Raw genomic sequence first — 24,385 nt, 5'->3', positions numbered from 1 at the left:
GGCAGCGATCTGGTCGCTGTCCCACCGCTCGTCGGGGAAGCGGGCAGCGCCGGTGCGTCCAGCGGCATCACCGGGGTGCTCGTGCTGCTTCCCGTCCTGGGGACGGCGGCGTTGCTCAGCCTGGCCACCATGATCATCTATCCGTTCGAGATGGCGACCATCGCCACCTTCGGCGGCCGGCACATGGTGGGTACCTACTACGGGCTCTACAGCACCCTGGCCGGTATCGGCATCGCCGCGGGCAATCTGCTCACCGGGTGGGCGCTGGATCTGGGCGCGCGGCTGGGTCTGCCGGGCCTGCCCTGGCTGGCCCTGACGCTGATCGGTCTTGGCTGCGCCGCGGCCGTGGCCGCCCTGGATCGATCGGGACGCCTGACGGCCTCACCGCAGACCGCCCCGGCGACGACATGACGCGCCTCGGGGGCGGCCCGGCCTCGCGGAGCGGGTTCCGGCGGCCGGCTACCCGTCACCGGCCGGCTCGGTGGGCGGCGCCGCGGGGTCCCACCCGCGCAGCAGGCCACGGGTAACGACCGTGACCGCGCAGCGCTGGGCGGCGTAGGCGAGGGCCATGGTGTGGTGTTCCTCGGAGAAGTCGGCGACGGCATCGGCCACCAGGAACGGCTGCAGGTCCTGCATGAAGGCGTCACAGGCGGTCATGAGGCAGCCGATGTGGGCGTAGACACCGCAGACGATGATCTGGTCGCGGCCCATCGCGTCCATCCGGGCGCGTAGGTCGGTCATGCGGAAGGCGCTGTAGCGCCACTTGGTGAGCAGGATGTCGGACGCCGCGGGGAGAAGGCTCGCGACGATCTCACTCTCCTGCGAACCGGGGATGCCCGAGCCCCAGAAGTCCTGGAGCAGGCCGCGCTGGTGGCTGTTCTGGCCGCTGGGCTGCATCGAGTAGACGACCGGGACCCCCAGCCCGGCGCAGGCCTCGCGCAGCAGGCCGATGTTGTCGATGAGCCCGGTCAGCGGTGGGGCACCGGCGGCGAAGGGGGCGAGGAAGTAGTTCTGCATGTCATGGACCAGCAGGACGGCGCGGCGCGGATCAGGGCGCCAGGTCACCTGGTTCTCGGGAAGATCGCCTTCTCCCGGCAGCGGGTAGGAGGCGATCTTGGGAAGCGCCACGGGTACTGTCTCCTTTCCTGTGATGGTGGGCCAGACGGCGGGTCAGCGGTCCTGGCCCAGGCCGACGGCGCGGAGCATGGTCTGGAACTTGGCGGTGGTCTCGGCGAGTTCGGTCTCCGGCACCGAACCGGCGACGATTCCCGCACCGGCGAACAGCCTCAGGGTCTGGTCGGCGACCTCGGCACAGCGGATGGTCACGACCCACTCACCGTCGCCCGCCGAGTCCCCCCACCCGACCAGGCCGGCGTACAGGCCGCGGTCGAACGGCTCGATCTCCTCGATGGCCTGGCGCGCGGCACTCGCGGGGGTGCCGCAGACGGCGGGGGTGGGGTGCAGCATGGTGGCCAGCTCCAGCGACGTGACCGCGGGGTCGTCGAGCACGCCGGTGATCCGGGTCGACAGATGCCACATGGAGGCGGTGGACAGCGGCGAGGGCCCGTCGGGCACCGAGAGTTCCCGGCAGTACGGGCGCAGGACCTCCACGATGCTCTCGATCACCAGCGCGTGCTCGCGGAGATCCTTGTCGGAGGCGAGCAGGGCGCGGGCCCGCTCCGCGTCGACGACGGGGTCCGGGTGACGGGGTACGGACCCGGCCAGTGGGTTCGTGGTGATCCGGCGGCCGGACCGGGAGACGAGCAGTTCCGGGCTGGCCCCCAGCAGCGTGCGGGCGGTGGCGGTGCTCGACGGCAGGTCGACCGCGTAACCGTAGGCCTGCGGGTCGCGCCGGATGAGGTTGCGCAGCACCCGCCCGACGTCGACGGGGGCACCCAGGGTGACGTCCAGGGCGCGGGCCAGCACGATCTTCTTGAGCTCTCCCGCGGTCAGCTTGACCAGTGCCTTCTCCACTCCGCGCAGGTAGTCACCGGGGTCGGGGACCGGGCCGAATCCGGTGAACGTGCCCGTGACCTGCTCGGGACCGGCGGGCAGGCCGGCCGGTGGGCTCGTCCAGCAGACGGCGGCGGGCACCAGCAGGCGTGGCGGGCGGTCGTCGCGGAAGGGGATCGCGCCCACCACCACGGGGTTGGGGTGACCTGAGCTCCTGGCGTCCCGCAGGGCGGAGGCGACGCGGTCTCGCAGGCTCGTCGCCCCCGAATCGGGGACCTCCTGGCACACCCCCCTGGCGAGCAGGGTCCGGGTCGGCGAGGTGAAGAAGAAAGTGCCGGGTTCGTAATCCTCCAGGAGGTCCGGCATTCGGGACATGGTGAGGGCGTCGTTCGGCGACATGGGGAAAAGCTCTCCTGTCAGGAGGGGATCCAGGAATAGGAGGGACCAGCGCCGGCGGGCGGCCGGCGCTGGGAGAGGACCGTTCCGCTACCGGAGCGTGGCGCCCCCGTCGACGTACAGGTCCTGCATGGTGATGTGCCTGGCACGGTCGGAGGCCAGGAAGAGGACCGCGTTCGCGATGTCCTCGGGGTCGGCCAGGCGGCCGAGAGGGATGCCCACCCGGAAGGTGGCCGGCGATCCGTCGATGGCCGCCCGCGCGTCGTGGCCGCCGGTCCACAGGGCACGCTGCATGGGGGTGTCGGTGGAACCGGGCGACACCACGTTGCAGCGGATGCCGTACGGCGCCAGCTCCAGGCCGAGACACTTGGTGAACTGCGCGGCCGCCGCCTTGGAGGCCGCGTAGGCCGACATGTTCATCCGCGGCACGCCCGCGGCGTTGGACCCCACGGTGACGATCGCCCCGGATCTACGGGGGATCATCCGGCGGGCGACCGCGCGGGACAGGTGGAAGACCCCACCGGTGTTGACGGCGAAGGTCCTGGCCCAGTCGTCGTCGCTGATGGCGACGGCCGATCCCGAGCAGAGCACTCCGGCCACGTTGACGAGCAGCTCGATCGGGCCGAGGTCGGCCTCGACCCTCGCGACGACGTCGTCGACGGCGGCACTGTCGGCGACCTGGCAGGGGTAGGCGACCGCGCTGCCGAGCCCGGCGGCGACCCGCTCGATCCGCTCGGCGTTCACGTCGAGCGCGGCGACCCGCGTGCCCGCCACCGTCAGGGCTCGCGCCACCGCCTCGCCGATGCCCTGCGCCGCACCGGTGACCACGGCCACTCCGCCTTCCGCCAGCATGTCCCCACCTCCGTCAGCCTCTCGCCGGTAGGCAGGCTAGTGCCATTACTTTAAGTCGCGCAGCAAAAACTTATAGTTACTTTTCACAGATCAGGCGGACATCACGGAGGTTGGTACGAACACTCCTGACCGCCGGACGTGGCGACGTATGAGGAGCGCGGGGGCCGGAGCGGTGCCGATTCCTGGGGCTTTCGCATGAATGACCGAGGGGCTGACGCGTTTGTCTTCTAGCTATGCCACATCAATCGTTACGGCTTATGATCACTCTTCATGACAAGCCAGGATATTTCTGAGCAACCTTCGTATATTCCCCCTATTTCGCAAGACACTCCTCCGGCAGCTCCGACAGATCCATCGGAAGAGGAGGAAGGCAGTGGTGTCCTGGAGATGATCGAGCGCATCGGCTCGGTCGTCGTCCCGATCGGCGTCGCGCTCTACGCCGTGCTCTACCTCGGCGTGCAGTCGATGTACGAGGTGTTCCAGGTCACCCCGGAGCAGGCGGGGATCGACCAGTCCGTCCTGCTCGGCCGGCTGATGGGCACCCTGATCCTGCTGCTGCTGGTCGCCCTGCCGCTGCTCGGCATCGTCGTCGGGGTGATCTGGCTGGCCGACAAGGTGACCTTCGGCACGGTCGGCAAGCTCATGAACGCCGTACGGCGGCGGCCCTGGCTGATCGCCGCGATCGCCGCTCTGTGGAGCGGCGCGACCTACTGGGGCCTGCTCGAGGTCCTCGGCGGCGCCGACCTCGCCGTCAAGGTCGTCGTGGCCGTGGGGCTGGGCGTGCTGGCCTTCCTGGTGCCGTTCCGGCTGCTGCGCCGCAAGCCCGCCGGCCGAGCCGGGATGAAGGTGCTCATCGGCGCCCTCAGCGGCCTCGGCGTGGGGTTCCTGCTGATCCTGCAGATGATCAACGGGGCGGTGGAGGTGCAGGAGACGGGAAAGGCCAACGACCTTCTCCCTTTGGTCGGCTTCCAGGACCAGTGGGCCGTTCTCCGCAGCGCCGAGAACGACAAGCCGCTCTACGAGAGCCGGTGGATGATGCTGCTCGGCGAGAGCAACGGCGCGTACGTCCTCTACGACTGCGACAAGATGGAGACCGTCCGGCGCTCCATGGACAAGACCATCCTCGAATCCATCCAGCTCAACCCGGAGCGGGAGGAGGGTTTCAAGTGCGGCGGCCTCGCCGAGGAGACACAGACGGCCGAGGCCACGGGCCAGTAGGCACGATGGGGACACCCGCGTCGCCGGTCCGATCGGCCCCGCCCAGCCCGCCGGTGGCGGGGCCCGGTGTTCCGGATCCCGCCACCGGTGTCAGGACGGGTCACCGCCCTGACACGGTTGTCAAGTGTCAGGACGGCGTGCCGTCCGCGCCGCACTTGATGATCGGGCGGATGCAGTCGCGCAGGCGGCGCTCCATCTCGGCCGGGGGCCAGGCGTTGAAGAAGTCGCCGTGCATCGTGTATCCGCGCCCGGATGCCAGCCGCAGCTGTGCCGGGTCACCGCTGACCGGATACCTCAGCACCTGGCGTAGCTTCGGCACCGGCACCGGGTGCGAGGCGGGACAGGCCCCGCCCACCGGGTAGGCCATGTGGCTCTTGTGGTCGGCCGAGTCCAGGTCCCTGCCGTTCCAGCACTGCGGGAAGTCCAGGTAGGACTCCAGCATGGTGCCCGCCGGGCAGTTGACGAAGTCCTTGGAGGACCCCACGTGCCCGGCGTGCAGGCACGACCAGCGCGCGTTGCTGCTGGGGTCGTCGATCCCGGTCGCCTTGGCGTTGCCCGCGACGATCCGCAGGCCCAGGGGCAGCGGCTGGGTCCGCGCGATGATGTCGTCGCGGACGCCCTCACCCAGGTAGTAGAACGTGGTGCCGGTGGGTTCCACCGGGGTGTTGCCGTTGTAGAGGGTCGGCACCCAGTACGACGACAGGTCGACGCGCGGGTTGCAGTTGCTGGGAGAGCTCTGCAGGGACGCCAGCGTCGTGTGGGCGTTGGTGGAGGTGCTGCCGAAGAAGCTGTGCATGTGCGACGCGCCGGGAAGTCCCGGGAAGACGATCGGGTCGTCGGGCAGGCGATGGCTGAACGGGCAGTCGGCGAGGAACTCCGCCACCCGGACGACCGCCGCGGACGAGCCGGCGGCCTGCGGGGTGTGCAGGACGAGGGACGTGCCCAGGAGCGCCAGCAGTGTGGTCATCAGGGTCAGCGGGCGTAACCGGCGTCGGAGGCCGGCCGGGGAGAGTGCCGGGTGCATGGGTGACTCCTTTGGGAGGTCCCCCGGTACGGCTCACCGAGCCGTACCGGGGTGCGGTGGAGTTACTGGTAGACGCGTACGTAGTCGACGAGCATCTGCTTGGGGAAACCCGTGCTCGCGTCCGGCGGTCCTGGCCAGTCGCCGCCGACCGCGAGGTTGAGGATGATGTAGAAGGGGTGGTCGAAGACCCACGGGCCCCGGGTCGCCTCGACCTGGTCCTTGCTGATGGTGAAGACCGTCCGGCCGTCCAGGGTGTAGACGATGCCCTTGCTGTCCCAGTTGGCGGCCCAGACGTGGAAGTCGTCGGAGAAGTCCGCGCCGGTCGGCAGCGTGTACGGGCTGCCGACACCGCCGCCGCCGTTGTAGGCGGGTGCGTGGACCGTCGAGTAGGCGGTCTTGACGTCCTTGCCGAGGACCTCCAGGATGTCGATCTCGCCGTTGTACGGCCACGGCCTGCCGGTGAGGAAGTCGGCGCCCATCATCCAGAACGCCGGCCACAGGCCGTTGCCCTTCGGGACCTTGACCCGGGCCTCGACCCGGCCGTAGGTGAAGGTGAACTTGCCGCCGGTGTTGATCCGGCCCGAGGTGTACTGGCAGGTCCCGCCCGGGCACGCCGACCCCGGGGTGGCCTCCTGCCGGGCCGTGATGGCGAGGTTGCCGTTGCCGTCCATGGCGGTGTTGTTGGGGTTGTAGTACTCCAGCTCGTTGTTCGGGCCGGTTCCCGGGTCCTGGGTCCACTTGGCCGCGTCGGGCCTGGTCCCCGCCGCGCCGTTGAACTCGTCACTCCAGACCAGCCTTGGCGGGTTGGCCGGGTCGGGCGGGAGCGGCGGCGGGGTGATGGGGGCGCCGCCGGTGCCCCAGACCTGGAACTCCCACAGTGAGTAGCCGTAGGGAGTGGCCCGCTGGGTGCCGTACATCCGCACGTAACGGCCGGTCCCGTCGACGTTCAGCGTCTGCTTGAAGCCGGTGCCGGTGGTCGTGGAGTAGATCGGCGTCCAGGTGGTCCCGTTCGCGGAGACCTGGATCTCGAACGCCTTGGCGTAGGCCGGATCCCACTGCAGCACGACCTTCTTGATCTGCGCGGTCGCGCCGAGGTCGACGGAGATCCAGGCCGGGTCGACCCAGCCGGTGGTGGAACTGGTCGCCCAGCGGGAGGCCGGGTCGCGGTCGAACGCCCTGGCCGGGGTGCACTCCCAGCAGTTCCCGTCGTGCTGGGAGCTGGAGGCCGCACCTGGCCTGCCGTAGGACAGCAGCTTGAGCGCGCCCGGGTCGGGGTCCGGGCCGGTGGAACCGATGGTGCCGTAGACCTGGAACTCCCACAGCGAGTAGCCGTACTGGGTGGAGCGCTGGGTGCCGTACATCCGCACGTAACGGCCGGATCCGTTGACCGCCAGCGTCTGGTCGCCGCCGGTGCCGGTGGTCGTGGAGTAGATCGGCGTCCAGGTGGTGCCGTTGGGCGAGGTCTGGATCTCAAAGGCCCTGCCGTAGGCGGTCTCCCACTTCAGCGACACCTGCGTGATGGTCGCGGTGGCGCCGAGGTCGACCTGGATCCACTGCGGATCGGCGAACGCGCTGGACCAGCGGGTGCCCGCGTCGCCGTCGACGGCCGCCGACGCGGGGAAGGCCACGTTCTCCGCGGACGAGGCGGTCACCGTCTTGCCCTGGGACAGCAGGGTGTCGGCGGCGGAGGCGGGCATGACGGCGAGACTGGATGTGACGAGGGTGACGGCCGCGGCGATCATCAGGACCACACGGCGGCCGGGACTTCGAAGCGAGGGCATGGCGTCTCCTCGGGGGACGGGGGTGCGTACCGGTACGGGTCGGGGAGCGCTCTCTCAAGCAGAGAGTGCTCTCGTCCGACAGGGCCTGTCAAGTACCCGTTTAACCAGCAGGAAACGGGCTGCACATGATCCGGCAATCAACCGCACACTTCAGGGAGCGCTCCCGCAAAATGCTTTGTACCGTTGTAAGCGGCCGTGAGCTGGAGTTAAGAAGATCTTTTTTAGGGAGCGTTTTCTCAGATTCCTTCACGGGTTGCCGAGGAGGAAAAATCGACTCCGTTCTCGGCGTTGACAGAAATCTCACCTCTGATCACTCTTTGTGAGGGAGCGCTCTCTTCATGATCCTCGATTAGGCTTCTTGAAGGTGGCACCGCACGTTCCGGCACCACCGGCCAGTCAGCGGTACGGACTGCGGGGAGAAGCACATGAGACGACCCACCCTGGAGGCTGTCGCCACCCGGGCCGGCGTGTCCAAATCAACGGTCTCCAGGGTGGTGAACGGCGAGCCGACCGTCGCCTCGGACATCCGCGACCTGGTCATGCGGGCGGTGAACGAGCTGGGCTACGTCCCCAACCCGGCGGCGCGCAGCCTGGTGACCCGGCGCACCGACTCCATCGCGGTGATCGTCTCCGACCCACCGGCCGGGCTCGTCTCCGACGACCCGATGTTCTCCACGGTCGTGCGCGCGGCCAGCCGTGAGTTCGAGGCGGCGGGCAAGCAGGTGGTGCTCATGCTCGCGGGCTCGGATGACGCCCGCCTGCGGGCCAGGCAGTTCGTGGCCGCCCGCCACGTGGACGCGGTCATGCTCGTGTCGATGCACGGCGCCGACCCGTTGCCTGCGGCGCTCGCCACGACGGGCGTCCCGCTCGTCTCACACGGCAGGCCCGCCTTTCAGGTGGCCGCGCCCTGGGTCGACAACGACAACGTCGGCGGTGCCGCCCAGGCGGTGCGGCACCTGCTGGAACGGGGGCGGCGCAGGATCGCCACCATCTGCGGGCCGCTGGACATGTCCGCGGCCCAGGACAGGCTGGGCGCCTACCGCGAGGTGCTGAGCGAGACCGGACGGCGCTCGATCGTGGCCATCGGCGACTTCACCCGGATCTCCGGAGCCGAGGCCATGGCACAGCTACTGGAGGACGACCCCGCGCTGGACGCGGTGTTCGCCGCCAACGACCTGATGGCGATCGGCGCCATGCGGGCGCTGCGCCGGGCGGGCCGGCGGGTGCCCGACGACGTGGCGGTGGTGGGGTTCGACGACATCGAGGCGGCCCTCTACACCGATCCCCCGCTCACCACGGTGCGCAGCCCGATGGGCGAGCAGGCCGCCGCCTCCGCCCGCCTGCTGCTCGGCCTGCTACGAGGCGAGGACGCCGCCCCGGTGATCCTCCCGACCCGGCTCGTGATCAGGGAGTCCAGCTAGCCGCCGGGAATCGAGGGAGTTCTCGCGGGCGCGGTCCGGGGTGAACGGCGCCCCATCCCTGTGGTGGGCGCCTCGGACCTTCCCGCCGCCCAGGAATGTCCTCAGGAGACGTCGCCCGGGAGGTGGGGCGGAACCCGCCCGCGCCCGGCGTGGTCCCTGCCCTGGAGGGCGCGGGCCAGGCCGGTCAGCCCGAGCGTGAGGCCGGCGCGCTCGTCGGCCGTGAGCCCCTCGAACAGTGCGGCGTGCGTGGTGCGCAGGTCGGCGCCGACCCGCTCGGCGGCGGTCCATCCGTCAGGGGTGAGGCGGAGACGGTAGAAACGGCGGTTGGCCGGGTCCCGTTCGCGCGACAACCACCCCCGCCGTTCCATGCCCGCAGCCAGACGGCTCACCGTGCTCTTCTCCAGGCTCAGACGAGTGGCCAGTTCCCCCTGGGAGAGCGTCCCGGAGTCGGCGAGCTCACCGAGGGCGAACACCTCCGACAGGGAGACGCGCAGGCCACCGTAGTCATGCGGTTCGAGCAGTCCACCCGTCCTGACAAGCAGCTTCAACAGACGACGCAGCTCGTCATCGGGGAACGCCCCCCCATGAGTTGTATCGTACAACTATCTATCCTATGCTCGACAGTGCACAGTTGTTCTTTACAACTATAGGAGAGCGTCATGCGTGCCATCCATCGTGCCCGTGCGAGCCTGTTCGGTCTCTTCCACCACGGTGGCCTCTACGACCGGCTCATCAGCCGCGGATTCCGTCCCCTCTACACCAAGGTCACGGCCGACGTCGTGTCGGCGGCGCCCGCGGGGGGAACCAGGGTGCTCGACGTGGGCACCGGCCCCGGGCGGGTCCCTCTCGCGATCGCCCGTGCCTTGCCGGAACTGCGGGTCGAGGGCCTCGACCTGTCCGCCGAAATGATCGACCGCGCCCGGCGGAACGCGGCGGAGGCCGGGCTCACCGGCCGTGTCGACTTCGCCGTGGGCGACGTCGCCGACCTCCCCTACCCCGACGGTGACTTCGACCTGATCGTCTCCAGCATGAGCCAGCACCACTGGCCGGACGCCGCCGCGGGACTGCGCGAGTTGCGCCGGGTCCTCGGCCCCGGCGGCCGCATCTGGATCTACGACTTCCGGTTCGCGTTGCGCCGGGCCGAGGCCGCCGCCCGTGCCGCGTTCCCGGGACATCCCGTCCGCCTGGAGACCGTCCGCACCAGCCGCCTGCCGATCAGGTTCATCGGCCGGGTCGTGGTCGAAACCCCCTGAAGCGCGGAATCCGCCTCGACTCCTAGCGGGCTCCGGCCAGGAGCTTCTCGGTGGCGACAAGACGCACGCAGGTGGTCAGGCCCAGGATGGCCGACTCCAGTTCCGCCGGCTCGGGGTAGGTGGGGGCGATGCGGATGGTGCTGTCGCGGGGGTCGTTCCCGTACGGGTGGGTGGCGCCCGCGGGGGTCAGGGCGATGCCCGCCGCACCGGCCCGCCTCACCACCTCGCGCGCGCAGCCCTCCAGCACGTCGAGGCTGACGAAGTAGCCGCCCGTGGGGCTGGACCAGGTCGCCAGGCCGGTGCCGCCCAGTTCCTTGGCGAGGGTCGCCTCGACCACGTCGAACTTCGGCCGAAGCAGCTCCCGGTGGCGGCGCATGTGCTCGGCCAGGCCGTCGGCGTCGCGGAGGAACTCCACGTGGCGGAGGTGGTTGATCTTGTCAGGGCCGATGGTGCGCTTGGCGGTGTGTCCGAGCAACCAGGCCACGTTGGCCGGGGAGGACCCGAAGAAGGAGACGCCGGAACCTGCGAAGGTGACCTTCGAGGTGGAGCCGAAGACGAAGACGCGGTCGGGGTTGCCGCTCTCCGCGCACAGCGCCAGGATGTCGGCGATCTCCGCCGGCGTGTCGGTGAGGTGGTGCACGGCGTAGGCGTTGTCCCAGAAGATCCGGAAGTCCGGGGCCGCGGCCGGCATGGCGGCCAGACGCCGCACCGTCTCGTCGCTGTAGGAGACACCGCTGGGGTTGCTGTACTTGGGCACGCACCAGATGCCCTTGACCTGGGGGTCTTCCCGAACGAGACGCTCCACGACGTCCATCTCCGGCCCCTCGGCGTTCATCGGCACGCCGATCAGCTCGATGCCGAACCGCTCGCACAGGGCGAAGTGGCGGTCGTAGCCGGGAACCGGGCACAGGAAGGCGACCCGCGGCTCGTCGGCCCAGCGGCGCTCGGCGCCGGGCAGCGTGCCGAGCAGGGCGTGGACCATCGAGTCGTGCATCAGCGAGAGGCTGGAGTTGTCCGCGGCGACGAGCTGGGCGGCGGGCACCTGCAGGGGCCCGCTGAAGATCTCCCGGAGCTCGGCCAGGCCCTGGAGCCCGCCGTAGTTCCGGCAGTCGGTGCCGTCCGCGGCGGTGTGGCCGCCGGGCAGGTCCAGCAGGGCCTCGGAGAGGTCGAGCTGCCGCGCCGACGGCTTGCCGCGCGTGAGGTCGAGGGAGAGACCGCGCCGCACCAGCGCGTCGTAGTCCCGCCGAGCGTCGTCCCGCCGAGCGGTCAGCTCGTCGATGGTCAGTGCCGGAGAGGTCATGGGAGTCCCTTCGCCTGCTGGTCTGGATCGGCGCCGGAGGCAACCGGCGACCGACTGGGAGGACGGTGGAGGAACGGCTCCGAAGGTGGCCGGGGTCGACTCCGAAGGATAGATGACCTCACCGCGCAACCGCTCCGCCGCTTCTGACCGGTCCGCTGGAGGTCACCGGCACTGGGCGAGCATGACCCTCTTGTCCGCGCGGGTGACCGGCAGGTGGTACTTCAGGGCCACCTGGGCGAAGCGGACCACGTAGGCGCAGCGGACCCCGCGCCTGGGGGGAAGCCAGGAGGCCGGCCCCGATCCGCCCTTGGCCTCGTTGGCGCCGCCGTACACCGGGAGGAGGTTGAGCGGGTCGTTGGCGATGCGCATCCGCTTGGACCGCGACCAGCGGGAGGCTCCCATCCGCCACTCGTAGGAGAGCGGGACCACGTGGTCGACCTGGATCTCATCGGAGCGCTTCTTGCTCCAGTGCACGATCCGGCCGGTGTAGGGATCACGCAGCCTCATGGAGACGACCACGCAGCCGGATCCGCGACGGTAGCGCACCTCCTCGCCGTCGCGGGCCAGCAGGTCGTCGCGGGTACGGCAGCCGTTGCGCGCGTACGGCACGCCACTGGCGGTGTCGGCCCAGTTCGCGCCGAACCTGGCCCGGCTGTAGCCGGCCTTCGACCCCATCTGCCCGACCCGGAGCCTGCTGATCAACCTGACCGCGGCACCCCGGTCTCCGGCCGACCTGACCGGCGCCAGCCCGGGCCGCAGGCCGTCCGGGTTGTCCAGCGGCACGACCCTCGCCGGTGCGGCCCTCGCGCGCGTGTCGCCGTGCGTCGACAGCGAGAAGAGCATCGCGGCGCCCAGCACCACGGCGACCACCCCCCGCGTGCCCACCCATGCCTCCAGAAGGGTCTACCGGCCCGTTCTTGACCGATTCCCGGAAATCGGTTGGTTGACACGGGGGTGTCCGCGGGTTGAGACCTGACCGGTCAGGGCTGGAAGCGGTAGCCCATGCCGGGTTCGGTGAGCAGATGGACCGGGTGTGCGGGATCGCGCTCCAGTTTCTTGCGCATCTGGGCCATGTACTGGCGCAGGTAGTTGGTCTCCTTGTGGTACGAGGAGCCCCAGACGTCGTTCAGCAGGCGGCGCTGGGTGATGAGCTTGCCGGGGTTGCGGACCAGTATCTCCAGCAGGCGCCACTCGGTGGGGGTCAGCCGCACGCCACCCGAGACGGTCCTGCCCGCCAGGTCCACCTCGTGCTCACCGATCACGAACCGGGCCGGCTCCTCCTCGGGAACCGAGGTGCGGCGCGACACCGCGCGGATCCGGGCGAGCAACTCGTCGACGCCGAACGGCTTGGTGACGTAGTCGTCCGCGCCCGCGTCCAGGGCCTCCACCTTGTCATGGCCCTCGGCCCGGCCGGACAGCACGATGATCGGGACGGTGGTCCAGCCGCGCAACCCCTGGATGACGTCCACCCCGTCCATGTCGGGCAGGCCGAGGTCGAGCACCACCAGGTCGGGGTGCCAATCCGCGGCCTGGCGCAGGGCGGCGGCGCCGTCGGCGGCCACGGCCACCTCGTACCGGCGGGCGGCCAGGTTGATCCTCAGCGCCCGCAGGAGCTGGGGCTCGTCATCGACGACAAGGATGCGCGTCACGGGTCCTCCACGGTTGCGGGCACAGCCTGGGAGGGCATGGTGCGGTCTCCGGCGGCCGGTCCCCCTCCCCGAGGCCAGGTTACGGCCGACCAAATACCCGGAGTGGGAGTGGGGTCCGGCCGGATCAGAGCCAGTTGCGCTTCTGGAACGCCCGGTAGAGCAGGATGGTGCCCACGACGATCAGGGCCGTGGACACCCAGAACCCGATCGGCTGCCCGAAGCCGGGGTAGGGCACGTTCTGCCCGTAGAAGCCGGTGATCATCGTGGGCACCGCGATGATGGCCGCCCAGCTTGTGATCTTCTTCATGATGTCGTTGAGCCGGAATCCCTGCTGGTTCATATGGGCCTCGCGGACGTTGCTCACCAGGTCCCGCAGCGACTCGCTCCACTCCGCGGTGCGCAGCGTGTGGTCGTAGACGTCCTGGTAGTACGGGGTCAGCCCACGGTCCATGACGTCCTCACCCCTGCGCAGCAGGCTGCCCACGACCTCGCGCGTCGGCACCGCCAGCCGCCGGAAGCGCACCAGCTTCTTGTGCATGTCGAAGGTCCGGCGCTGGATGTGCTGCATGTCCCGGGAGCTGTTCTGGAAGAGGTCGTCCTCCAGTTCCTCGACCCGGTCGTCCACCGCCTGGAGGACCTCGAAGTAGCCGTCCACGATGTAGTCGAGCAGGGCGTGCAGCAGATACGGCGCCCCGAACTTGGCCATGTCGGCGTTGGCGTCCCAGCGCCTGATCACCTCGTCGATGTCGAAATCAGGGCTCTCCCTCACGGTGACCAGGGCGTTCCTGGTCATGAAGATCGAGATCTCGATGAAGTCGAGCCCCTTCTCCGCGAGCCTCGTCGCGTAGACGGTGATGAACAGGTGGCTGTCGTAGGTGTCGAGTTTGGGGCGCTGCTGGCTGTGGATCGCGTCCTCGACGGCCAGGGGGTGGAGACCCAGCTCCTCGCTGATCTTCGCCAGGTCCGCCTGGGTGGGCGAGCAGAGGTCGAACCAGACGACGGCCGATGTGTCCCCCACGTGCTCGGAGACGTCGTCGATGGGAAACCCCTCGGCTTCCAGAACCCCGTTGCGGTACAGGCGAGTGCGGTCCATGGGCGCCCACCCTAGACCCGCGCCGGCAGACCTGGAATCCCCGTCAGATCCACATCTTCAGACCTCATGCCCCGGCCGGGGGACCGGATCGCCCGGTGCCGGAGAGCCGCGCCCGCCTCCCGGCGGCCGGTCCGCCACATTTCCCGGCGGCCACGGGGATTCGCATGAATAATCCCGCCCGCCCTGGGCAGCAGTGCCTACCACAACAGCCGAAGCCTGAGGTGAGGTCACATGATAGTGCTGGGACTTCTCTTGATCGTACTCGCGGGTGCGACCGTGATCGCGGTCTCCTGGGACGAGACCGCAGCATCGACCACCACCGCGACGTTCACCGTGTTCGACCGCGTGATCCAGCTCACCCAGCTGGAGCTCTTCTTCGCGGGTGTGGCCACCGGAGCGGTTCTCCTGCTCGGCCTGGGAATCATGTTCGCCGGGATGCGGCGCTCGTCCGCGCACCGGCGCAGGCTCCGTACCTCGCGCGCGGAGGCTCGTGACCGGGTCATCCGCCTGGAGGAGGAGAAGCGGGAACTGGAGCGCAAGCTCGAAGCGACCCCCGCCACTCCCGCGGCTCCTGCGGCTCCCGTGGTCGACCGTGACCGTGACGGCGTCGACGACCGCGCCGAGGACACCGCGCCCCATCCCCGGGTCGAGGTGCCCCGCCAGCCCTCCACCGACCAGCTCGTGGCCGGTCGCCACGGGCGCCCGGACCACCACTAGTCACATCTCCGCTCAGCCGGGGCGGCCCGCGGGCCGCCCCGGCTGAGACGTACCCGGGCCGCCACCGTTCGCCATGGCCGTGTTCGGAGGAGTCTGAGGGGATCTCCGGCGGCGGTGCAGCAGCGTCATGAGCCCGCCGGCCACGAGTCCCCAGAAGGCGGCGCCGACCCCCAGAATCGTCAGCCCCGAGACGGTGACCACGAAGGTGACGACCGCGGCCTCCCTGCCCTCGGGGTCGGCGACCGCGGAGGCGACGGCCGAGGCGAACGCGCCGAGCAGGGCGAGACCGGCGACTGCCTCGATGAGCGACGACGGGGAGAGCAGGACGAGCGCCGTGGCCAGACCCGAGCCGATGCCGAGGACGATCATCGAGGCGCCCGCGCTGACCGAGGCGATCCACCGGCGGGCCGGGTCGGGGTCGGCGTCGGGCCCGGCGGCCAGGGCGGCGCTGATCGCCGCCAGGTTCACCGCGTGGCCGCCCAGCGGAGCGCCCAGCGTGCTCGCCAGACCGGTGGAGACGAGGATCCCCCGCAGCGGGGGACGGTAGCCGTACCCGGCGAGGACCGCCATGCCCGGCACGTTCTGCGAGGCCATGGTGACCAGGAACAGCGGGAGCGCGACGCTGACCAGTGCCTGGGCGCTCCAGGACGGAACGGTCACCTCCACCACCGGCCGCACGTCCACCGCTCCCAGCCCCGGCCCGGTCAGGGCGATCGCCGCGACGGCGACGAGGAGGGCCACCGGGGTCGCCCACCCTCGGGCGAACCTGCTCAGCAGCGCCCAGGCGAGAACGGCGGGGCCGGCCATCAGCGGTACCTCGGCGAGCGCCCTGACCGGCGCGACGCACAGGTCGAGCAGGACCCCGGCGAGCATGGCACCGGCGATCGGGGTGGGGATGGACGCGATCCAGCGCCCCAGGACGGGGAAGAGCCCGACCGCGGTGAGGAGAAGCCCCGAGACCGCGAACGCGCCGACCGCGACGGGAAAACCGCCCTCCACGGCTCCGGTCGAGACCAGTAGCGCCGCTCCCGGCGTAGACCAGGCGATGGTGATCGGGAGCCGCTGCCGCACTCCCAGCCAGATGGCCACCACGCCGTTGGCCACGCAGAGCGCGAGCAGCCCTGACGCCGCCTGTCGCTGGTCCGCGCCCACGGCCCTGAGCCCGGCCAGGACCACGGCGAAGGAGCTGGCGAAGCCGACCACCGCGGTCACCACTCCGGCCAGCACGGGTTGAAGCAGGCGTGTCATCTGTCGGTCCTCACCCGAGGGGGCATCGATCGTTCCGTAAACGGAACGGGTTCGGTGCTGCACGATAGCCCCATGGACTCCGAAGCACAACGCCCCGCTGTGGACGGCGACATGGCCGACATCGGGCGGCGGATCCGCCGGCTGCGTGAAGAGCGCGGCATCTCCCTGTCCGCCCTCGCCCGCGGCGCCGGTGTCGGCAAGGCCACGCTCTCCGGCCTGGAGAACGGCACCCGCAACCCCACCCTGGAAACCCTCTGGGCGATCACCGCCGAGCTCGGCGTCCCCCTGGCCATGGCCTTCGGCACCCCGCCGTCGGAGGACTCGGGCCCCACGGTCCCCGTCATGCGTGGCACCGCCACGGAGGGGACGCTGCTCCAGGTCTTCGAGGACGAGGCGGTCACGTACGAGCTCTACCGGCTGGTGATCCGCGCGGGGGCGCCGCAGATCTCGCCCGCCCACCACAGGGGCGTCACCGAGTACCTGACCGTCTTCGCCGGCACGCTCAGCGCGGGACCGGCCGGCGCCCCCCTGCGGGCCGGTCCCGGCGAGCACATCTCCTGGCGGTCGGACGTTCCGCACACCTACGCCGCTCTCGGCGACCAGGACGTCCACGCCAGCCTGCTCATCCGCTACCCGCGCCGCTGATCCCGGCGGCCCGCGCGGCCTCCGCCGGCGCTCGGTGACCCACTCGAATTCGTAAAATTTCCAAAAAGTAATATTTGCCGTATGACACCACGGTCCACAGCGATTCTCATCTGGGCCACGGGTGTACTGGCCTACGTCATAGCCGTATTCCACCGGCAGTCGCTGGGTGTGGCGGGCATCGAGGCGGCGGCGAGGCTCGACGTCGGCGCGGCGGGGCTCTCGGTCCTGGCCATGTGCCAGCTCCTGGTCTACGCGGGCATGCAGGTGCCCGTCGGGATGCTGGTCGACCGGCTCGGTTCCAAGCGCATGCTGGTCCTGGGGGCCATGGTGATGGCCTGCGGCGAACTCGTCTTCGCCCTGGCCGAAGGCCTGCTGCCGGGGGTCGCCGGGCGGACGTTGATCGGGTGCGGGGACGCGATGACGTTCATCAGCGTGATCAGGCTGGTCGGCCTCTCCTTCCCGGCCCGCCGCAACCCGCTGATGGTCCAGCTCACCGGCCTGATCGGCCAGCTCGGCGCGATCGCCTCCGCGGTGCCCCTCATCCACTCCCTGCACACCTACGGCTGGACGCCGACCTTCATGGGCGCCGCCGTTCTGGGCGTGGTCTCCGCGTTCCTGCTGGTCATGGTGGTGCGCGACGCCCGCCCCGAGCGTACGGGGGAGTCGCCGAGCCTGAAGGCCGCCTGGGCCGAGCCCGGCACCCGGCTGGGCATGTGGACCCACGCGGCCACCCAGTGCTCGGCCGCGGCCTTCCTGGTGCTGTGGGGATATCCCTTCCTGGTCCAGGGCCAGGGGCTGTCCCCCTCGACGGCGGGCGTGCTGCTGTCCACACTGACCCTGTGCGGCATGGTGTGCGGGCCGCTGCTCGGCTACCTCGCCGGGCGGTTCCCCTTCCACCGCTCCCGGATGGTGCTCGTCGTGATCGGTACCACCGCCGGGGCGTGGACCGCCGTACTGCTCTGGCCGGGGCGGGCACCGCTCTGGCTGCTGGTGACGCTCGTGGTGGTGCTGGCGGCCAACGGCCCCGGGTCGTTGATCGGCTTCGACTACGCCAGGACCTTCAACCCGGCCACCCGGATCGGCGTGGCCACCGGCATCGTGAACGGCGGCGGCTTCGTCGCGTCCGTGTCGGTGATCGTGCTGATCGGCGTCACCCTCGACCTGGTGGGCGGGAGCGGCCCGGAGGCCTTCCGATGGGCGTTCGCCACGCAGTATCCGATCTGGGCCCTGGGTGTCGTCCAGGTCATCCGCTACCGGGGCAAGGCGCGCCGCCTGCTCTCCGCCGCCCAGGCGAGCACGTAGGGCCGGCTGTCTCCCGTCAGACGATCCGGGTGAAGGGCTCGGCGAAGTGGGCGGTGCCGATCGTTCCCCGCTCCGCCCTGACCCGGTCGAGCAGCTCCACCCGCGTGGCCGCGGCCAGCTCGGGGTCGTCGTCGTAGAGGTAGGTCACCCGCGGGTTCTCCAGTTGCACCGGATGCAGCACCACGTCGCCGGTCAGCAGCAGATCGCCGACCTGGACGATCTGATGGCCGGGGGTGTGCCCCGGCGCGAGCAGCACCCGGATGCCCGGCAGCACCTCCGCACCGCCGTCCACGGCCTGCACCCGTTCGCCCAGCGGCCGGACGACGTGGTCCAGGACCGTCTCGGCCGCCGCGTCGATCTCCGCGCGCTGCAGGACGTACCGGGCGTTGGGGAAGGCCGGCGCCCCCGCGACCACCGCCCCGCTCGCGTGGTCGCTGTGCAGGTGCGTGATGACCACGGCCGCCACCTCCTCGGGGGCCGTCCCCACCCGGGCCAGCTCCGCGCCCAGCGCGCCGGGCACCGGCGCCCAGCTCGACGCGGGCGAGTCGTCGGGGCCGATGCCCGTGTCGACGAGCACCGTACGGCCCGCCGCGTCGCGCAGCAGGTAGCAGTGGAAGTGCAGGATCCACTCGTCCGGCTCGCCGTGGCAGCCACCGGGGAACATCTCCCGCATCGGGCGCCGGATCGAGTCGCCCATCGGCCCCACCGCGTCACACAGCGGGAACACCTCGACCCCGGCGACCGTTATCGGCTGGTGAAGCATTCGCTCTCCTGTTCGATCGACTGGTTCCCACCCTCGCCATGGGGAGACACTGCTCGCATCGTAGGGACATTTCATGACAATTCAGCTGCGGCGGAACGCGAGATGATGGAGCGATGCTGGACGATGTCGTCGAACACCTCGCCTGCCCGGTCTGCGGAGGCGCGCTGACCCTTCACGACCGGGTCCTCGGGTGCGCCCTGGGGCACGGCTTCGACGTGGCCAGGCAGGGATACGTCAGCCTGCTGACCGGGTCGCGGGTGCCCGGGACGGCCGACAGCGCGGCCATGGTGGCGGCCAGGGACACCTTCCTCGGCGCCGGGCACTACGCCCCCCTTGCCGAAGCGATCGCCGGCGCCTGCCCTACCGGCGCGAAGGCGGTGGCGGACGCCGGGGCCGGGACGGGCCACTACCTGGCGCGGGTGCTCGACGAGCTGCCGGGGGCCGTCGGAGTGGCACTGGACGTCTCCAAGCACGCGATCAGGCGGGCCGCGCGGGCGCACCCCCGGCTGGGGGCGGTGGTGGCCGACGTCTGGAGACCACTGCCGCTGAGAGATGGCACGATAGATGTGCTTCTAAATGTGTTTGCCCCAAGAAACGGGGCAGAGTTTGCCCGAGTGCTCAGGGGTGACGGTGAGCTTGTCGTGGTCACCCCCACCTCGCGGCACCTCGTACCACTGGTGGAGCGGCTGGGACTTCTGTCGGTGGACGAGTCGAAGGAGCGACGGATGGCGGAGAGCCTGAGCGAACACTTCGTCGAGACCGACCGGAGCATCCACGAGTTCGAGATGACCCTGGGACACGACGCGGTCGGGGCGGTCGTGGGAATGGGGCCCAGTGCCTGGCACATGGATGCGGAAGTTATGCGGAGAAAAGTCCAAGGACTTCGTGAAATGAGCCCCGTGGAGGCTTCTTTCCGTATGTCTATCTTTAAGCGCCGCCCCTGAGCAAGCCGTGTGCTTGACAGCCACCTTCGGGGCGCCTGTTACTGATGTGACATTTAGTCCGAAATTCCCGGACATTACTCAAGCAATTACCCGTTGAAGACGACATACTGGACCGCAATCCGGCGAGCCCGCGACTGAACGCGTGAAGCTGACGCCTTGACGGAGGGAAGCGCCCTATGAAGGCGGAGGAACGCTGGCAGGCCAGGTTCCGCGCGCCGCGCGCGACGCTGCCTGTGTGGGCGGTCCAGGCTCCCAGCCGGTCCGTCTACCGCAGTAACGCCTCAGGGGCGTGGGAGGTCTACACCTGGGACCGCGCGGGCGGCTCGACCCGCCAGGTGACCTCACGTCCCAAGGGCACCTCACACGGCGCGCTCGACCCCACCGGGCAGTGGATCTGGTGGTTCGACGACACCGACGGCGACGAGTGGGGCCGGTGGATGCGCCAGCCCTTCTACGGCGGCCCCGACGAGCCGATCGACCTCGAACCCGGTTTCCCCTGCGGCCTCGGGCTCTCGGCGACCGGCGAGGCGGTCATCGGCATGGCCAGGCCCGGCCGCGGCTTCACCATCCACCTCGTCAGGCCGGGTGAGCCCGCTCGGACGATCTACGAGCACGCCGAGGCCGCCGCCGTCTCCGCCGTCTCCCTGGACGGCTCGCTGATCGCGATCAGCCACAGCGAGCACGGCGACGCCCGGCACCCCGCGCTGCGCGTGCTCCGGCGCCACGGTCAGGTCGTCGGCGACCTGTACGACGGTCCCGGCAAGGCGGTCTCCGGCCTGCGCTTCGCGCCGCTGTCCGGAGATCGCAGGCTGCTCACCCTGCACGAGCGCAGGGGCCGCCGCGAACCCCTCGTCTGGGATCCCGAGACCGGCGACCAGCGGGAGATCTGGCTGCGCGACCCGGGGGAGATCACCGCCGACTGGTACGGCGACGGCCGTTCACTGCTCGTCGTGCGGGGTCACCGCGGCCGCACCCACCTGAGCCGCTACGACCTTCCCGGCGGCGGCTTCTTCCCGATCGAGACCCAGCACGGCGTGATCGACGCCGCCGCGCCCCGCCCCGACGGCTCCGTCGAGTACGCCTGGTCCAGTGGGGCGCACCCGCCGCTGATCCGGTCGACCAACGGCCACATGGTGATGAGCCACGGCGGCCCCACCTCACCACCGTCGGTCCCGGTCGAGGACGTGGACGTGGAGGGGCCCGGCGGCCGGATCCACGCCCTGGTCTCGCGCCCCGAGCGCGGCTCCGGCCCCTTCCCCACCGTCTTCCTGCTGCACGGCGGCCCCACCTCGCAGGACGACGACTCCTTCGTGCCGCAGGTGGCCGCCTGGGTGGACCTGGGCTTCGCGGTGGTAAGGGTCAACTACCGGGGCTCCACCGGGTACGGCTCGAACTGGCGGAGCGCCCTCAGCGGCGACGTCGGGCACATCGAGCTGGCCGACGTGACCGCCGTCAGGGACGCCCTGGTCGACCGCGGCGTCTGCGACCCCGACCGGCTGGTGCTGTCCGGCGCCTCCTGGGGTGGCTACCTCACGCTGCTCGGCCTGGGCACCCAGCCCAAGATGTGGGCGGCGGGCATCGCCGCGGTGCCGATCGCCGACCACGCGGCCGCCTACGCGGAGGAGGCGGAGGCGCTGCGCTCCTACCACCGCGCGCTGCTCGGCGGCTCACCGGAGGAACAGCCCGAGCGGTACGCGGGCAGCTCTCCGATCACCTACGTCGACCAGGTCGAGGCGCCGCTGCTGATCCTCGCCGGAGAGAACGATCCGCGCTGCCCGATCGGGCAGATCGAGGCGTACGTGGCCAGGCTCGCCGGGCGCGGCCACGAGCACGAGGTCTACCGCTACGACGCGGGCCACGGCTCACTGGTCGTCTCCGAGCGCATCGCGCAGATGTCGGCGCAGCTGGACTTCGCCCGCAGACACGTGAAGACCGACATCTAGCCCCTGCCCGGCGCGAGGCGCAGGAGGGAGCCGCGGCGTGCCGCGGTGACCGGCACCCCGGCGAGAAGCCGCCCGACCACGGCGGGCAGAGGATCTGCCCGTGGAACCCGGTCGGCCCCGTCAGCGTGCTCGCAGGACCACGATCGCCATGTCGTCGGCGCTCGGCTCGGGGGCGAAGTCCTGGACAGCGCGGCGGATCCGCTCGGCGACCGCCCGCGCCGACAGGCCCACGCACTCGGCGAGCAGCTTGGCCAGACCCGCGTCGTCGTCGAGCAGCCGCCCGTCCCTGCGGCGCTCGGTGACCCCGTCGGTCACCGCGAGGAGCACGTCACCGGGGTCGAGGTGGACGACCTCCGCCTTGAAGGTCGCCTCGGGGAAGACGCCGAGCAGCGACTGGGAGGTCACCACCGTCTCCACGACACCGCTGGGTCGCAACCGCAGCGCCTCCGGGTGGCCGGCGGAGACCATCGACACGTTCAGACCGCTCGGCCCGGGCGTGATCTCCCCGTGCAGCAGCGTCAGGAACCGGGCGCGGTCGCCCTCCTCGAGGATGGCCTGGTTCAGGCGGTCGAGGACGGCGGCCACACCGTACCCCTCCCGGGCGAGCAGGCGCAGGGTGTGGCGGGCCAGGCCGGTGACCGCGGCGGCCTCGGGGCCGGTCCCGCAGACGTCGCCCACCGCGAACCGCCAGGATTTGTCGCCGACCGCGAACAGGTCGTAGAAGTCGCCGCCGACCTCGTTGGTCTCCCCCGCGGGCTCGTAGACCACCGCGGGGTCGAGGCCGGGGATCTCGCCGGGCTCGTCGGGAGGGAGCAGGCTGCGCTGGAGCGCCCGGTTGGCCGCCGCCTGAGTGGCGTACAGCAGGGCGTTGTCCAGGGCGAGGGCGGCGCGGCGGCCGATGTCCTCGGCGTACTGGAGCACATCCTCGGTGAACCGGTCGGGACGTCCAAGGCACATCGCGCCCAGCGTGCGCCCGCGCGCGAGAAGCGGGATGACCAGCACCTGCGAGCCGGCGAGCTGCATGGAACCACCGGTCTGCGGGATCTGGACGGTGGCGAGTTCCTCCCGGAGCTCGTCGATGCGCCGCTCATCGGTGTGCCAGAGGTAGGCTGGGCGCTGCGGGCCGCCGCCGTTGCTCCACGTGTAGACGGCACACCAGGTGGCCAGCCTCGGTACCACGATCTGCGAGATGATCGCGGGCACCATGTCAGGATCGAGGGTGCCCGCCAGCAGATCGCTGGCGTCGGCGAGAAAACCCATCCAGATCGGCCCGCGGCTGGGCTCCTCGGCGGTCCACTCCGAAGACGGCCGCCCGGAGGAACCGGGCAGCCGCAGCCTGGCCCAGTGCGTGCGCTGCTGACCGGCGAAGGTGACACCCCACTCCTCCACCGGTACGGACGGGGCGCAGGGGCTCGGCTCGGGGGCCCATTGCTGGCGCACCTCGATCTGCAGCCCGTCGCCCAGGTGGTTCCAGACGACCTCGAAGGGGGCGTCTCCCACCTGCGAGGAAAGCTCGGCCGCCAGCCGCTCGGCGGCCGCCAGCACGGACACGGCGGCCCAGGCGGTCATCACCTCCACGGTGAACCGCCTGACGGCGGGGACAGCTGTGTGTCCCGGGGTGAAGGTCGCTGCCAAGACGGCGCGAGGAGCACTGGTCACTATTCCGTGACTACCACACTTCCCGTTGACATGGGGTCAATCGAAGGTGGGACTACACATTGCGCACCGTGACAGACTGGGGTGACTCACGGCTGCGCCCCCGGGAGTCAAGGAGGTCATATGACCACGGTCAACACCGTGTCCGACGTCGAGGAGCGACGTTACAGCGAATCGGACCTACGGCCGATCCTGCAGACGCTCATCACCTGGCGCGACGGTGATTTCCGCCGCCGGGTGCCACATGCCCCGCCGGGAATCCTCAGCGAGATCCGGCTGCTGCTCAACGAGGTGGCCGACCGCCGCGAGCATCTGGCCAACGAGCTGCACAGGGTCCGCCGTGAGGTGGTGAAGGAAGGCCGCTTCGCCGAGCGTCTCACCCCCGGTCCCGGAGTGGGCTCGTGGGCCGAGAGCGTCGATTCGGTCAACTCGCTGATCGACGCGCTCGTCGGCCCGGTCAGCGGAGCGGCGGACGTGATCGACGCGGTGGCCAAGGGCGATCTGTCCCGCCGGATCGACCTTGACCGCGCTGCCAGAGGTGAGGTGCGCCGCCTCGGCAAGGCGATCAACGGCATGGTCGACCAGCTGTCGCTGTTCACCTCCGAGGTGACGCGGGTCGCCCGCGAGGTCGGCACCGAGGGCCAGCTCGGCGGCCAGGCGCAGGTGCGCGGCATGGCGGGAAGCTGGCGCGATCTCACCGAGGCCGTCAACACCATGTCCAGCCGCGTCTCGGCGCAGGTCCGCGACATCGCGGCGGTGACCACCGGAGTCGCACGGGGCGACCTGAGCCGCAAGGTCACCGTCGACGCGGTCGGCGAGATGTTCGAGCTGAAGAACACGGTCAACACCATGGTCGACCAGCTGCTGGCATTCGCCGAGGAGGTCACCCGCGTCGCCCGCGAGGTCGGCACCGAGGGCCAGCTCGGCGGCCAGGCGCAGGTGCGCGGCGTCTCCGGCGTCTGGAAGGACCTCACCGACAACGTCAACGTGATGGCGGGCAACCTGACCACCCAGGTCCGCGCGATCGCCGCGGTGTCCACGGCGGTGGCCCAGGGCGACCTGTCCAAGAAGATCACCGCCGACGCCCAGGGTGAGATCCTCCAGCTCAAGGACACCCTCAACACCATGGTCGACCAGCTGTCGATGTTCGCCGACGAGGTCACCCGCGTCGCCCGCGAGGTCGGCACCGAGGGCCAGCTCGGCGGCCAGGCCCGGGTCCGCGGCGTC

At 70.5% G+C, this 24,385-nt stretch carries 22 protein-coding genes and 1 pseudogene; 10 read left to right on the top strand and 13 right to left on the bottom strand.

The window, feature by feature from the left end; translation table 11 throughout:
* Window positions 1-411: pseudogene (locus ABZ260_RS02965) on the top strand (MFS transporter); the annotation flags it as partial.
* Between the two features lie 48 nt (window positions 412-459).
* On the opposite strand, the gene ABZ260_RS02960 reads toward ABZ260_RS02965, so the two are convergent.
* The 3 genes from ABZ260_RS02960 to ABZ260_RS02950 all read right to left on the bottom strand — a co-directional run bounded on the left by ABZ260_RS02960 (window position 460) and on the right by ABZ260_RS02950 (window position 3,201).
* A complete protein-coding gene (locus ABZ260_RS02960; RefSeq protein ID WP_355612180.1) occupies window positions 460-1,128 on the bottom strand; it encodes an isochorismatase family protein in 669 nt (222 codons plus the stop codon).
* 42 nt (window positions 1,129-1,170) lie between these two features.
* Window positions 1,171-2,352, bottom strand: coding sequence for an isochorismate synthase DhbC (gene dhbC, locus ABZ260_RS02955; protein WP_355612177.1), 1,182 nt, complete (start codon window positions 2,350-2,352; stop codon window positions 1,171-1,173).
* 87 nt (window positions 2,353-2,439) lie between these two features.
* A complete protein-coding gene (locus ABZ260_RS02950) occupies window positions 2,440-3,201 on the bottom strand; it encodes a 2,3-dihydro-2,3-dihydroxybenzoate dehydrogenase (protein WP_355612174.1) in 762 nt (253 codons plus the stop codon).
* Between the two features lie 387 nt (window positions 3,202-3,588).
* Between ABZ260_RS02950 and ABZ260_RS02945 the strand changes: the two genes are divergently transcribed.
* Entirely contained in the window at window positions 3,589-4,419 is an 831-nt protein-coding gene (locus tag ABZ260_RS02945; protein ID WP_355612171.1) for a hypothetical protein, read from the top strand.
* A gap of 127 nt (window positions 4,420-4,546) precedes the next feature.
* Here the strand turns inward: ABZ260_RS02945 and ABZ260_RS02940 are convergent, their stop codons facing one another.
* Window positions 4,547-5,386 (bottom strand): DUF1996 domain-containing protein, encoded by an 840-nt coding sequence (locus ABZ260_RS02940; RefSeq protein ID WP_355612168.1) that lies wholly within the window; start codon window positions 5,384-5,386, stop codon window positions 4,547-4,549.
* A 119-nt stretch (window positions 5,387-5,505) separates the two neighbouring features.
* A complete protein-coding gene (locus tag ABZ260_RS02935; RefSeq protein WP_355612165.1) occupies window positions 5,506-7,224 on the bottom strand; it encodes a discoidin domain-containing protein in 1,719 nt (572 codons plus the stop codon).
* Between the two features lie 425 nt (window positions 7,225-7,649).
* On the opposite strand from ABZ260_RS02935, the gene ABZ260_RS02930 reads away from it, so the two are divergent.
* The gene (locus ABZ260_RS02930; protein ID WP_355612162.1) at window positions 7,650-8,645 is read left to right on the top strand and encodes a LacI family DNA-binding transcriptional regulator; all 996 of its coding nucleotides are present in this window, start codon (window positions 7,650-7,652) and stop codon (window positions 8,643-8,645) included.
* Between the two features lie 101 nt (window positions 8,646-8,746).
* Here the strand turns inward: ABZ260_RS02930 and ABZ260_RS02925 are convergent, their stop codons facing one another.
* Window positions 8,747-9,193: a MarR family transcriptional regulator gene (locus ABZ260_RS02925; RefSeq protein WP_355612160.1), complete on the bottom strand. Its 447-nt coding sequence runs from the start codon at window positions 9,191-9,193 to the stop codon at window positions 8,747-8,749.
* A 111-nt stretch (window positions 9,194-9,304) separates the two neighbouring features.
* On the opposite strand from ABZ260_RS02925, the gene ABZ260_RS02920 reads away from it, so the two are divergent.
* Window positions 9,305-9,898, top strand: coding sequence for a class I SAM-dependent methyltransferase (locus ABZ260_RS02920; RefSeq protein WP_355612157.1), 594 nt, complete (start codon window positions 9,305-9,307; stop codon window positions 9,896-9,898).
* Between the two features lie 22 nt (window positions 9,899-9,920).
* Here ABZ260_RS02920 and ABZ260_RS02915 read toward each other — a convergent pair whose 3' ends face one another.
* The 4 genes from ABZ260_RS02915 to corA all read right to left on the bottom strand — a co-directional run bounded on the left by ABZ260_RS02915 (window position 9,921) and on the right by corA (window position 13,940).
* Complete coding sequence (locus ABZ260_RS02915) at window positions 9,921-11,198, bottom strand: aminotransferase class I/II-fold pyridoxal phosphate-dependent enzyme (protein WP_355612154.1); 1,278 nt, start codon at window positions 11,196-11,198, stop codon at window positions 9,921-9,923.
* Window positions 11,199-11,360: 162 nt separating this feature from the next.
* Complete coding sequence (locus tag ABZ260_RS02910; protein WP_355612151.1) at window positions 11,361-12,083, bottom strand: HNH endonuclease family protein; 723 nt, start codon at window positions 12,081-12,083, stop codon at window positions 11,361-11,363.
* 95 nt (window positions 12,084-12,178) lie between these two features.
* A complete protein-coding gene (locus ABZ260_RS02905) occupies window positions 12,179-12,847 on the bottom strand; it encodes a response regulator (RefSeq protein WP_355612148.1) in 669 nt (222 codons plus the stop codon).
* A 124-nt stretch (window positions 12,848-12,971) separates the two neighbouring features.
* Complete coding sequence (gene corA / locus ABZ260_RS02900) at window positions 12,972-13,940, bottom strand: magnesium/cobalt transporter CorA (protein ID WP_355612145.1); 969 nt, start codon at window positions 13,938-13,940, stop codon at window positions 12,972-12,974.
* Window positions 13,941-14,171: 231 nt separating this feature from the next.
* On the opposite strand from corA, the gene ABZ260_RS02895 reads away from it, so the two are divergent.
* Window positions 14,172-14,657, top strand: coding sequence for a hypothetical protein (locus ABZ260_RS02895; protein ID WP_355612137.1), 486 nt, complete (start codon window positions 14,172-14,174; stop codon window positions 14,655-14,657).
* A gap of 12 nt (window positions 14,658-14,669) precedes the next feature.
* Here the strand turns inward: ABZ260_RS02895 and ABZ260_RS02890 are convergent, their stop codons facing one another.
* The gene (locus tag ABZ260_RS02890) at window positions 14,670-15,905 is read right to left on the bottom strand and encodes a benzoate/H(+) symporter BenE family transporter (RefSeq protein WP_355612134.1); all 1,236 of its coding nucleotides are present in this window, start codon (window positions 15,903-15,905) and stop codon (window positions 14,670-14,672) included.
* Between the two features lie 72 nt (window positions 15,906-15,977).
* On the opposite strand from ABZ260_RS02890, the gene ABZ260_RS02885 reads away from it, so the two are divergent.
* Both ABZ260_RS02885 and ABZ260_RS02880 read left to right on the top strand, forming a co-directional pair.
* Entirely contained in the window at window positions 15,978-16,550 is a 573-nt protein-coding gene (locus tag ABZ260_RS02885; protein ID WP_355612131.1) for a helix-turn-helix domain-containing protein, read from the top strand.
* 81 nt (window positions 16,551-16,631) lie between these two features.
* Entirely contained in the window at window positions 16,632-17,852 is a 1,221-nt protein-coding gene (locus ABZ260_RS02880) for an MFS transporter (RefSeq protein ID WP_355560191.1), read from the top strand.
* A gap of 16 nt (window positions 17,853-17,868) precedes the next feature.
* Here ABZ260_RS02880 and ABZ260_RS02875 read toward each other — a convergent pair whose 3' ends face one another.
* Window positions 17,869-18,615 carry an MBL fold metallo-hydrolase gene (locus tag ABZ260_RS02875; protein WP_355612128.1) on the bottom strand — a complete coding sequence of 249 codons (747 nt, stop codon included), beginning with the start codon at window positions 18,613-18,615 and terminating at the stop codon, window positions 17,869-17,871.
* Between the two features lie 113 nt (window positions 18,616-18,728).
* Here ABZ260_RS02875 and ABZ260_RS02870 point away from each other — a divergent pair, with 113 nt between their 5' ends.
* Window positions 18,729-19,559, top strand: coding sequence for a putative RNA methyltransferase (locus tag ABZ260_RS02870; protein WP_355612125.1), 831 nt, complete (start codon window positions 18,729-18,731; stop codon window positions 19,557-19,559).
* A gap of 176 nt (window positions 19,560-19,735) precedes the next feature.
* Window positions 19,736-21,502 carry a prolyl oligopeptidase family serine peptidase gene (locus ABZ260_RS02865; RefSeq protein ID WP_355612121.1) on the top strand — a complete coding sequence of 589 codons (1,767 nt, stop codon included), beginning with the start codon at window positions 19,736-19,738 and terminating at the stop codon, window positions 21,500-21,502.
* Window positions 21,503-21,622: 120 nt separating this feature from the next.
* Here the strand turns inward: ABZ260_RS02865 and ABZ260_RS02860 are convergent, their stop codons facing one another.
* The gene (locus ABZ260_RS02860; RefSeq protein ID WP_355612118.1) at window positions 21,623-23,071 is read right to left on the bottom strand and encodes a PP2C family protein-serine/threonine phosphatase; all 1,449 of its coding nucleotides are present in this window, start codon (window positions 23,069-23,071) and stop codon (window positions 21,623-21,625) included.
* Between the two features lie 210 nt (window positions 23,072-23,281).
* Here ABZ260_RS02860 and ABZ260_RS02855 point away from each other — a divergent pair.
* A partial coding sequence (locus tag ABZ260_RS02855) for a HAMP domain-containing protein (RefSeq protein WP_355612115.1) occupies window positions 23,282-24,385 on the top strand: 1,104 nt, incomplete at its 3' end.

It is taken from the genome of Streptosporangium sp. NPDC006013 (genome assembly GCF_040614275.1).
Taxonomy (GTDB): Bacteria; Actinomycetota; Actinomycetes; order Streptosporangiales; family Streptosporangiaceae; genus Streptosporangium.
Note: the sequence above shows the minus strand (reverse complement) of the source record. Positions and strands in the feature narration are given on the sequence as shown.

Coding starts and splice junctions, on each gene's coding strand:
- dhbC (WP_355612177.1), bottom strand. CDS start 2,352: ATGTCGCCGAACGACGCCCTCACCATGTCCCGAATGCCGGACCTCCTG.
- ABZ260_RS02950 (WP_355612174.1), bottom strand. CDS start 3,201: ATGCTGGCGGAAGGCGGAGTGGCCGTGGTCACCGGTGCGGCGCAGGGC.
- ABZ260_RS02945 (WP_355612171.1), top strand. CDS start 3,589: ATGATCGAGCGCATCGGCTCGGTCGTCGTCCCGATCGGCGTCGCGCTC.
- ABZ260_RS02940 (WP_355612168.1), bottom strand. CDS start 5,386: ATGACCACACTGCTGGCGCTCCTGGGCACGTCCCTCGTCCTGCACACC.
- ABZ260_RS02935 (WP_355612165.1), bottom strand. CDS start 7,224: ATGCCCTCGCTTCGAAGTCCCGGCCGCCGTGTGGTCCTGATGATCGCC.
- ABZ260_RS02930 (WP_355612162.1), top strand. CDS start 7,650: ATGAGACGACCCACCCTGGAGGCTGTCGCCACCCGGGCCGGCGTGTCC.
- ABZ260_RS02920 (WP_355612157.1), top strand. CDS start 9,305: ATGCGTGCCATCCATCGTGCCCGTGCGAGCCTGTTCGGTCTCTTCCAC.
- ABZ260_RS02915 (WP_355612154.1), bottom strand. CDS start 11,198: ATGACCTCTCCGGCACTGACCATCGACGAGCTGACCGCTCGGCGGGAC.
- corA (WP_355612145.1), bottom strand. CDS start 13,940: ATGGACCGCACTCGCCTGTACCGCAACGGGGTTCTGGAAGCCGAGGGG.
- ABZ260_RS02895 (WP_355612137.1), top strand. CDS start 14,172: ATGATAGTGCTGGGACTTCTCTTGATCGTACTCGCGGGTGCGACCGTG.
- ABZ260_RS02890 (WP_355612134.1), bottom strand. CDS start 15,905: ATGACACGCCTGCTTCAACCCGTGCTGGCCGGAGTGGTGACCGCGGTG.
- ABZ260_RS02885 (WP_355612131.1), top strand. CDS start 15,978: ATGGACTCCGAAGCACAACGCCCCGCTGTGGACGGCGACATGGCCGAC.
- ABZ260_RS02880 (WP_355560191.1), top strand. CDS start 16,632: ATGACACCACGGTCCACAGCGATTCTCATCTGGGCCACGGGTGTACTG.
- ABZ260_RS02875 (WP_355612128.1), bottom strand. CDS start 18,615: ATGCTTCACCAGCCGATAACGGTCGCCGGGGTCGAGGTGTTCCCGCTG.
- ABZ260_RS02870 (WP_355612125.1), top strand. CDS start 18,729: ATGCTGGACGATGTCGTCGAACACCTCGCCTGCCCGGTCTGCGGAGGC.
- ABZ260_RS02865 (WP_355612121.1), top strand. CDS start 19,736: ATGAAGGCGGAGGAACGCTGGCAGGCCAGGTTCCGCGCGCCGCGCGCG.
- ABZ260_RS02860 (WP_355612118.1), bottom strand. CDS start 23,071: ATGACCGCCTGGGCCGCCGTGTCCGTGCTGGCGGCCGCCGAGCGGCTG.